Origin of the sequence: Thermosynechococcus sp. OHK43 (assembly GCF_014466085.1) — a bacterium.
Taxonomy (GTDB): Bacteria; Cyanobacteriota; Cyanobacteriia; order Thermosynechococcales; family Thermosynechococcaceae; genus Thermosynechococcus.
This window is the reverse complement of sequence record NZ_JACOMP010000184.1, coordinates 1-6,994: the sequence shown is the minus strand read 5'-3', so window position 1 is coordinate 6,994 and position 6,994 is coordinate 1. Positions and strand designations below refer to the sequence as shown.

The following is a 6,994-nucleotide window of genomic DNA, read 5'->3' as shown; positions in this document are numbered from 1 at the left end:
GCTATCAACAGCTCCACAGTGCTGTCATTCATCTGCGCAAAGCCCTGCGGCTGCAAAAGCAGTTTGAGGAGGAATGGCAAGCGGGCGGCGGCAGTGTCGAATACCAGTGGTCACTGAATCGCGATCGCCCCCAAGCTCAAAGCAAATAGCCCAATCCCAAGAGCAAGCTACTCCAAAAATGCAGTTGCACCGCAATAAATTTCGAGTTCTCGATCTGCTCAGGCACACTGTGAAATTGCGCCATCCGCTGGCACAAATAAATTGCCCAGGGCAGTGAACCCAAAGCCAGCAGTGTTGGCCCCGGCAGGAGTCCCCAGAGAACACTGGCCACCAACACCCCATAAAAGAGACCACAGGCACCATAGACCAGTTGGGCACTGCGAGCCGTCCCTAGGCGCACTACCGGGGAACGTTTGCCGGCGGCTAGATCATCGGCCACCTGGTGAAAGTGGGAGCAAAAGAGAATCAGCGTTGTTGTCAGACCATTGAGGGTGGCTACAGGCCAAATACTGGGGCTAAAGGTTTGCACTTGGCTATAGTAGGCGGCAGCGATTGCCAAGGGGCCAAAGCAAATAAAACAAATCGGCTCCCCCAAACCCAAATAGCCCAAACGAAAGGGCGGCCCTTGGTAGCTATACCCTAGGGCACAGCAGAGCAATACCAACCCTAAAACCGTTCCATCCTGTTGCAGCCAACTAATGGCGGCAATCCCCAGTAGCCCCAAGAGTAAGCAGAGGTTGCTCAGCCAAAAGATCAGTTGCTTTTTGCCTGTGAGATTGACCACGGAATGGTACTTGTGGCGATCGATCCCCGTTTCAGCATCAAAGACATCATTGCTCAGATTCAGCCAGGCCAAAATGAGCACAGCCGCCGTTAGAAACAAACCAAAAGGCCACCAGTGTACTCTGCCTGTCTTGGCGATCGCCCCCGCCGTGCCCAACCAAATGGGCATCACTGCCACACTGTACATGGGAAGTTTAATCGCCGCCCACCATAAACGCGAGCGATCTATGGATTCTGACGAACCAGCCATCTCCCTTAACTTTGAGTCACCTTGGTCAGCATATCATTGCTGCCCCTGCCCATAGATCGCTTGTTTTGCGGCCCAAATCGCTTGCCGCAACGCTGGATTATTCAGCTTATAGCTATAGATGCCCAAATCCCGGGCTAAGGCCACCAGTTGTGGGCGGTTTAGCCGCTCTAGCTCGGGGATCGTCAGGGTTTCAAGAGTGGGTTGAGGGGGGCGCAGTTGGCGTTCAAGAGCTGCCACTTGCTGTTCTAGGGTACTCAGGCGTTGTAAAACCGTTGGACAGGTCATCTCCGTCGGCTGAAGGGATTGTTGCAAAAGCCTACGAATTGCCTCACTCAGGGAACCGCATCCCTGCTGCACCTGCCAGCGTTGAAGTTGGCCATAGAGTTTGGCATCTAAACGAACCGTGATCTGTTTGTGGCGCATGCCTGAAATTATCTAAAAAAAACCGACAAACTGACCTACAGTCTGTCGGCTCGTTGTGTGTTCCCTGTTGATGACTCGGATAGTACTGAGTCACTATTTAGTATGACCTATCCCTCGATAGAATGACTGTGACCATGATCACAACTTAGCCGCCTTTGATGGCGTTTGGCCAAAGTCTCTCATTTAAATTTCTGAATCTCCTATGACCTCTACCCTCGACGGCACGATTCTTTTGCCCCAGAAACTCTTCAGTGCTCCTCTGCGACGGCGTTTACTCCATGTCAATGGGATAGGTAGCGATGCTGCCAAGCAACTGCGGGATTTGAACCGCCTTGCCGAACTCACGGCGACTTATCCTTTAGAAATTCGTGGCATTCACAATCAAACCCATGGCTTCCAAGCGGATCTCTTGGAAAGTTTCCTCGGTAAGGCAGAACTCTACCATTTTTGGTCCCAGACCCCAGCTCCAGACCCCAGCAAGGATCGCCGCTATCAGTATGCCAAACTCCTTGGCCAACTGGTGAGCAAAGATCTGGCCGATGATGCCGATATTCTAGCGATCGCCCAACCCAGCCAAATCCAACAGCGCCCCCTCGATATCAATCGTACCGCTGACCTAACGAAACTCCTTGATCTATCATTCCTACAAAAATTGAGCTGGTGGGATTTTGCCCAGTATCTCTACGGTGCCTTTCCAGCCGGGGCGCCACGTCCCACCCTGCGGTTGGCCTATGAAATTGTCAAGGGGTTACAAGCGGGGGCTGAATTGTATCTTGTTGCCCATAGCCAAGGATTAATTATCACTGCCCTTGCCTGTCACATTGTCCGTCAATTACTGCTGCCGCAAACGAAATGGATGGAGACCGTTCATCTCATTGGCTATGGCCCCGCTATTTTCTTTGCGGATTTACCCCCCGAGCTCCAGCCGCGAACTATCTTAATTCAACATCGTCAAGACGTGGTGGCCGAAACCCTAAGCAATCTCCGCAATGTGGATTTATGGACCAGCTTGCAAACCCAGATGGAAAAAGCCATTCACTACGCTGATGATCTGCTGAAGGTTCTGGGTCAAGATAGCCACCACTCTGCTAGTTTCTATTTGGGGTTGCAGGGTAGCCCCAGCGGCCAGCGATCGGCAGAACTGATACAAATTTTATTGACCCAAAGCTGGACAGCCACCCCCAGTCTTGCGGTTCTTGGGGGCACACGGCTAATCCTTGAAGTTTAGCGGATGAGTGGCAGAAGCAGTTATCCTAGTAGAGAGAAAGAAATAGGAAGTAAGGACACAATAGAACGCAAATGAAGGGTCTAGAAAAGATTATCCCCCTAGATGGACGGGATATTAAGGTAGTATTGCAAAAATTTGCCCCCCAAGCCGCCGGCTCCATTCTCATTAGTTCGGGAGAAACAGCTGTACTCGTAACGGCCAATCGTGCTGCCCCGCGTGAAGGTATTGATTTTTTGCCCCTTGTTGTGGATTACGAAGAGCGCCTCTATGCGGCTGGCCGGATTCCCGGCGGTTTTTTACGGCGTGAGGGTCGCCCCCCCGAAAAAGCCATTCTCATTGGTCGTCTGATTGACCGGCCGCTGCGCCCTCTCTTTCCCCAGTGGTTGCGCGACGATCTCCAAGTGGTGGCAACGACGGTTTCCCTCGATGAAAATGTTCCCCCCGATGTGTTGGCGGTAACCGGAGCCTCAATTGCCGTTCTCTTGGCACAAATTCCCTTTAATGGTCCGATGGCAGCGGTGCGCGTCGGCCTTGTGGGGGATGAGTTTGTGATCAACCCCACTTACAAAGAAATTGAGCGCGGTGGCTTGGATCTTGTCGTTGCCGGGTCTCCCGATGGGGTGGTGATGGTGGAGGCCGGTGCCAATGAACTGCCAGAAGCCGACATGATTGAGGCCATTGACTTTGCCTATGAGGTGATCCAGGACCTGATTCAAGCGCAGCGGGATCTCCTCAAGGAATTGGGCATTGACATTGTCCGCGCTGAGCCACCGGCGATCGACCCCACCTTAGAAAACTTTATCTACGAGCGTGCCGCTCAACCGGTCAAAGCCATTCTCAAACGCTTTGAAAAGGACAAAAATGTTCGGGATGCTGCCCTCGATGAGGTGCAAGGGGCGATCGCCCAAGAAATTGCTGCTCTGCCCGAAGATCACCCAGTGGCTGTGGCGGCGGCGGAAAACCCCAAAGCCCTACCCACCCTCTTTAAGGCCGTCACGAAAAAACTCATGCGGCAGCAAATTATTGAAGAAGGGGTGCGAGTTGATGGCCGCCGTCTCGATGAAGTGCGCCCTATTTGGTGTGAGGTGGGGGTTCTCCCGGAGCGGGTTCATGGCAGCGCCCTCTTTAATCGTGGCTTGACGCAGGTGATGTCCGTGACCACCCTCGGTTCTCCTGCCGATGCCCAAGCCCTTGATGATCTGCATCCTGAGGACAGCAAACGTTATCTGCACCACTACAACTTTCCCCCTTACTCCGTTGGTGAAGTCAAACCCCTGCGATCGCCGGGGCGGCGAGAAATTGGCCATGGTGCCCTTGCTGAGCGTGCCCTTGAACCCGTCCTTCCTCCCAAGGAGGAGTTTCCCTACGTGATTCGGGTGGTGTCGGAGGTGCTCTCCTCCGATGGCTCGACCTCTATGGGCTCCGTTTGTGGTTCCACCCTCTCCTTGATGGATGCCGGGGTACCAATCCGCAAGCCCGTCAGTGGTGCGGCCATGGGGTTGATCAAGGAGGGCAATGAGGTGCGCATCCTGACCGACATTCAGGGGATTGAAGACTTCCTTGGGGACATGGACTTCAAAGTGGCCGGCACCGACAGCGGCATCACCGCCCTGCAAATGGATATGAAAATTACCGGCTTGCCCGTTGCCGTGATTAAGCAGGCGATCGAACAGGCGCGTCCGGCGCGGCTCCATATCCTTGAGAAAATGCTGGCGGTGCTCGATAAACCCCGTCCCCAACTGCCCCCCAGTGCGCCACGGCTGCTCACCTTGCAAATTCCCCCCGATATGATTGGCCTGGTCATTGGTCCAGGGGGCAAAACTGTGCGCGGTATCTCTGAGCAATACAACGTCAAGGTGGACATCAGCGAAGAGGGGCTAGTCACCATTACTGCCCCCAATGAAACCAATGCGAAGCAAGCACGGGCTGCCATTGAGGGTCTAACGCGAAAGCTCAACGCCGGTGATGTCTATCTGGGCAAGGTGACACGAATTATTCCCATCGGTGCTTTTGTCGAGTTTCTCCCGGGCAAAGAGGGGATGATCCACATTTCCCAGTTGGCGGAGTATCGCGTCGGTAAAGTTGAGGATGAGGTGAAAATTGGCGATGAAATTGTCGTCAAAATTCGTGAGGTGGACAGCAAAGGCCGCATTAACCTCACCCGCCTTGGCATTCATCCCGACGAGGCCGAAGCCGCCCGCAGTAACTCCGTTGTCTAGCCCATGGTCACCATGCCCCAGTCATCACTGCATACCTTCCTCTTGGAGGTGGGCACCGAGGATCTGCCCGCCCGCTTTGTCAGTAGTGCCCTGCGGCAGTGGCGCACCCTGATCCCCCAAACCCTTAAGGAACGGGGACTCACGGCAGAGGTCAACGTCTGGGCAACCCCGCGCCGCTTAGCAGTACTGATTGAGGGGTTGCCGCCCCAGCAGCCGGATCAAACAATTGAGATCAAAGGGCCAGCGGCCACCGTGGCCTTTCGGGAGGGGGAACCCACCCCTGCGCTATTGGGGTTCCTGCGATCGCGCCAAGGCAGTCTCGAGGAAATTGAAATCCGCGCCACGGAAAAGGGGGAGGTGGTCTATCTCAAACAGATTCGCCCCGGCCAACCAACCCCTCAACTCTTGACCGAGTTGGCGCAACAGTGGATTGCTGCTCTTGAGGGCCCTCGCTTCATGCGCTGGGGAGATGGCGATCTGCGCTTTTCGCGTCCCATTCGCTGGTTGGTGTTGCTGTGGGATGAGCAGGTGTTGCCCTTGGTTTTGGAAAGCCATTCTGTGTCCATTGCCAGCGATCGCACCACCTATGGCCATCGGGTGCTTTCCCAAGGCGCCATTGCCCTCAGCCATGCCCAAGACTACGCATCTGCCCTTGAAAAGGCAGGGGTCTTGGTGGATCCAGAAGCCCGCCAGCAACGGATTCGCGAGCAAATTGCTGCCCTTGCTGCGGAGGCCGCGGGATGGGTGGATTTAGAAGTGCCCCTTTTGGAGGAAGTCACCCACCTTGTGGAATGGCCAACAGCAGTCTTGGGGAGTTTTGAAGCGCGGTTTCTTGCTCTGCCCCTTGAGGTGATTACCACCGTATTGGTGTCCCATCAGCGGTATTTTCCCGTGTACACCGATGCGACTCGCCAAGCCCTGCTGCCGGTGTTCATCACGATTAGCAATGGCGATCCGGCGGCCACTTCCTTGATTCGCGCTGGGAATGAGCGGGTGATTCGGGCCCGCCTAGCGGATGCTGAGTTCTTCTACAGGGCGGATACGGCACAGCCCCTAGAGCACTACTGCGGGAAACTAGCCACGGTGACCTTCCAAGATGAATTGGGATCGATGGCGGACAAAGTGAAGCGGCTAACCGCCTTGGCTCGCCAAATTGCAACCGCTTTAAATTGTGCGGCTGCGGATATTGCTGCCATTGAGCGCACGGCTTGTCTATGCAAAGCGGATCTAGTGACGCAGATGGTGGGGGAATTTCCTGAACTGCAGGGCTATATGGGACAAGTCTATGCCAGGGTCTCTGGGGAAGCCCCAGCGGTGGCCATGGGAATTTTTGAACATTATCTGCCTCGTTTTGCTGGCGATCGCCTGCCCCAAAGTCTCACGGGCCAGGTGGTGGGATTGGCTGATCGCTTGGATACCCTAGTCTGCCTCTTTGGCCTCGGCCTCTGTCCCACGGGTTCTTCGGATCCTTTTGCCCTACGGCGGGCAGCCAATGGGGTAATCACCATCCTCTGGCAGGGGGAACACCACCTAAATCTCCTCGCTCTGCTACAGGAGTATGCCCAAGCCTTTTGTCGCCAATTTGCTGCCAAGCTCAGTGCCGCTGATTTAGAGCAGCAACTGCGGCAGTTTTTTAGCCAACGGCTGCGGACACTTCTTCAAGAAGACCTAGGCATTGAGTATGACTTGGTGAATGCGGTGATTCCAGAGGATCAGCCGGAGTTGCAGACTCGTGCCCTCCAGGATGTGGTTGATGCCCGCGATCGCGCCCAGTTTCTGCAAAAACTGCGCCAATCTGGTGACCTCATGGCCATTTACCCCACGGTGAACCGCGCCGCTCGCTTAGCACGCCAAGGCACCCTAGGGACAGACTGCCTAAATATCCGCGCAGTCAAGGCCAAGCACCTTGAAGCCCCCATTGAAAAGGAATTCTACAGCGCCCTCAAGGACATCTTGCCAACGGTGCAACAGGCCCAGGGGCAGCGTGCCTATGGCCAAATTGTGGATGCTTTAGTCAGCCTTGCCCCGATTGTCAGTCGCTTCTTCGATGGGGAAGAAAGTGTGCTGGTGATGGCAGAGGATGCGACAGTG

The 6,994-nt window shown here is 55.0% G+C and carries 6 protein-coding genes; 4 read left to right on the top strand and 2 right to left on the bottom strand.

Annotation, left to right across the window (positions count from 1 at the left end):
* Positions 1-149: DUF5340 family protein (locus H8Q75_RS07775; RefSeq protein ID WP_297041069.1), on the top strand; the 149-nt coding region annotated here is incomplete at its 5' end.
* On the opposite strand, the gene menA is transcribed toward H8Q75_RS07775, so the two are convergent.
* Together menA and H8Q75_RS07765 are read right to left on the bottom strand one after the other, a co-directional pair.
* Positions 137-1,033, bottom strand: coding sequence for a 2-carboxy-1,4-naphthoquinone phytyltransferase (gene menA / locus H8Q75_RS07770; protein WP_024125203.1), 897 nt, complete (start codon positions 1,031-1,033; stop codon positions 137-139). The genes H8Q75_RS07775 and menA overlap by 13 nt on opposite strands.
* 33 nt (positions 1,034-1,066) lie before the next feature.
* Positions 1,067-1,456 (bottom strand): hypothetical protein, encoded by a 390-nt coding sequence (locus tag H8Q75_RS07765; RefSeq protein ID WP_297041066.1) that lies wholly within the window; start codon positions 1,454-1,456, stop codon positions 1,067-1,069.
* Between the two features lie 202 nt (positions 1,457-1,658).
* Between H8Q75_RS07765 and H8Q75_RS07760 the strand changes: the two genes are divergently transcribed.
* From H8Q75_RS07760 to glyS, 3 genes are all read left to right on the top strand, one after another.
* On the top strand, positions 1,659-2,684 hold the full coding sequence (locus H8Q75_RS07760) for a hypothetical protein (RefSeq protein WP_297041064.1): 1,026 nt from the start codon (positions 1,659-1,661) through the stop codon (positions 2,682-2,684).
* Between the two features lie 71 nt (positions 2,685-2,755).
* Positions 2,756-4,903 (top strand): polyribonucleotide nucleotidyltransferase, encoded by a 2,148-nt coding sequence (locus H8Q75_RS07755; RefSeq protein ID WP_297041062.1) that lies wholly within the window; start codon positions 2,756-2,758, stop codon positions 4,901-4,903.
* Positions 4,904-4,915: 12 nt separating this feature from the next.
* Positions 4,916-6,994 (top strand): glycine--tRNA ligase subunit beta (gene glyS, locus H8Q75_RS07750; protein WP_297041061.1); only part of this gene is annotated, 2,079 nt, incomplete at its 3' end.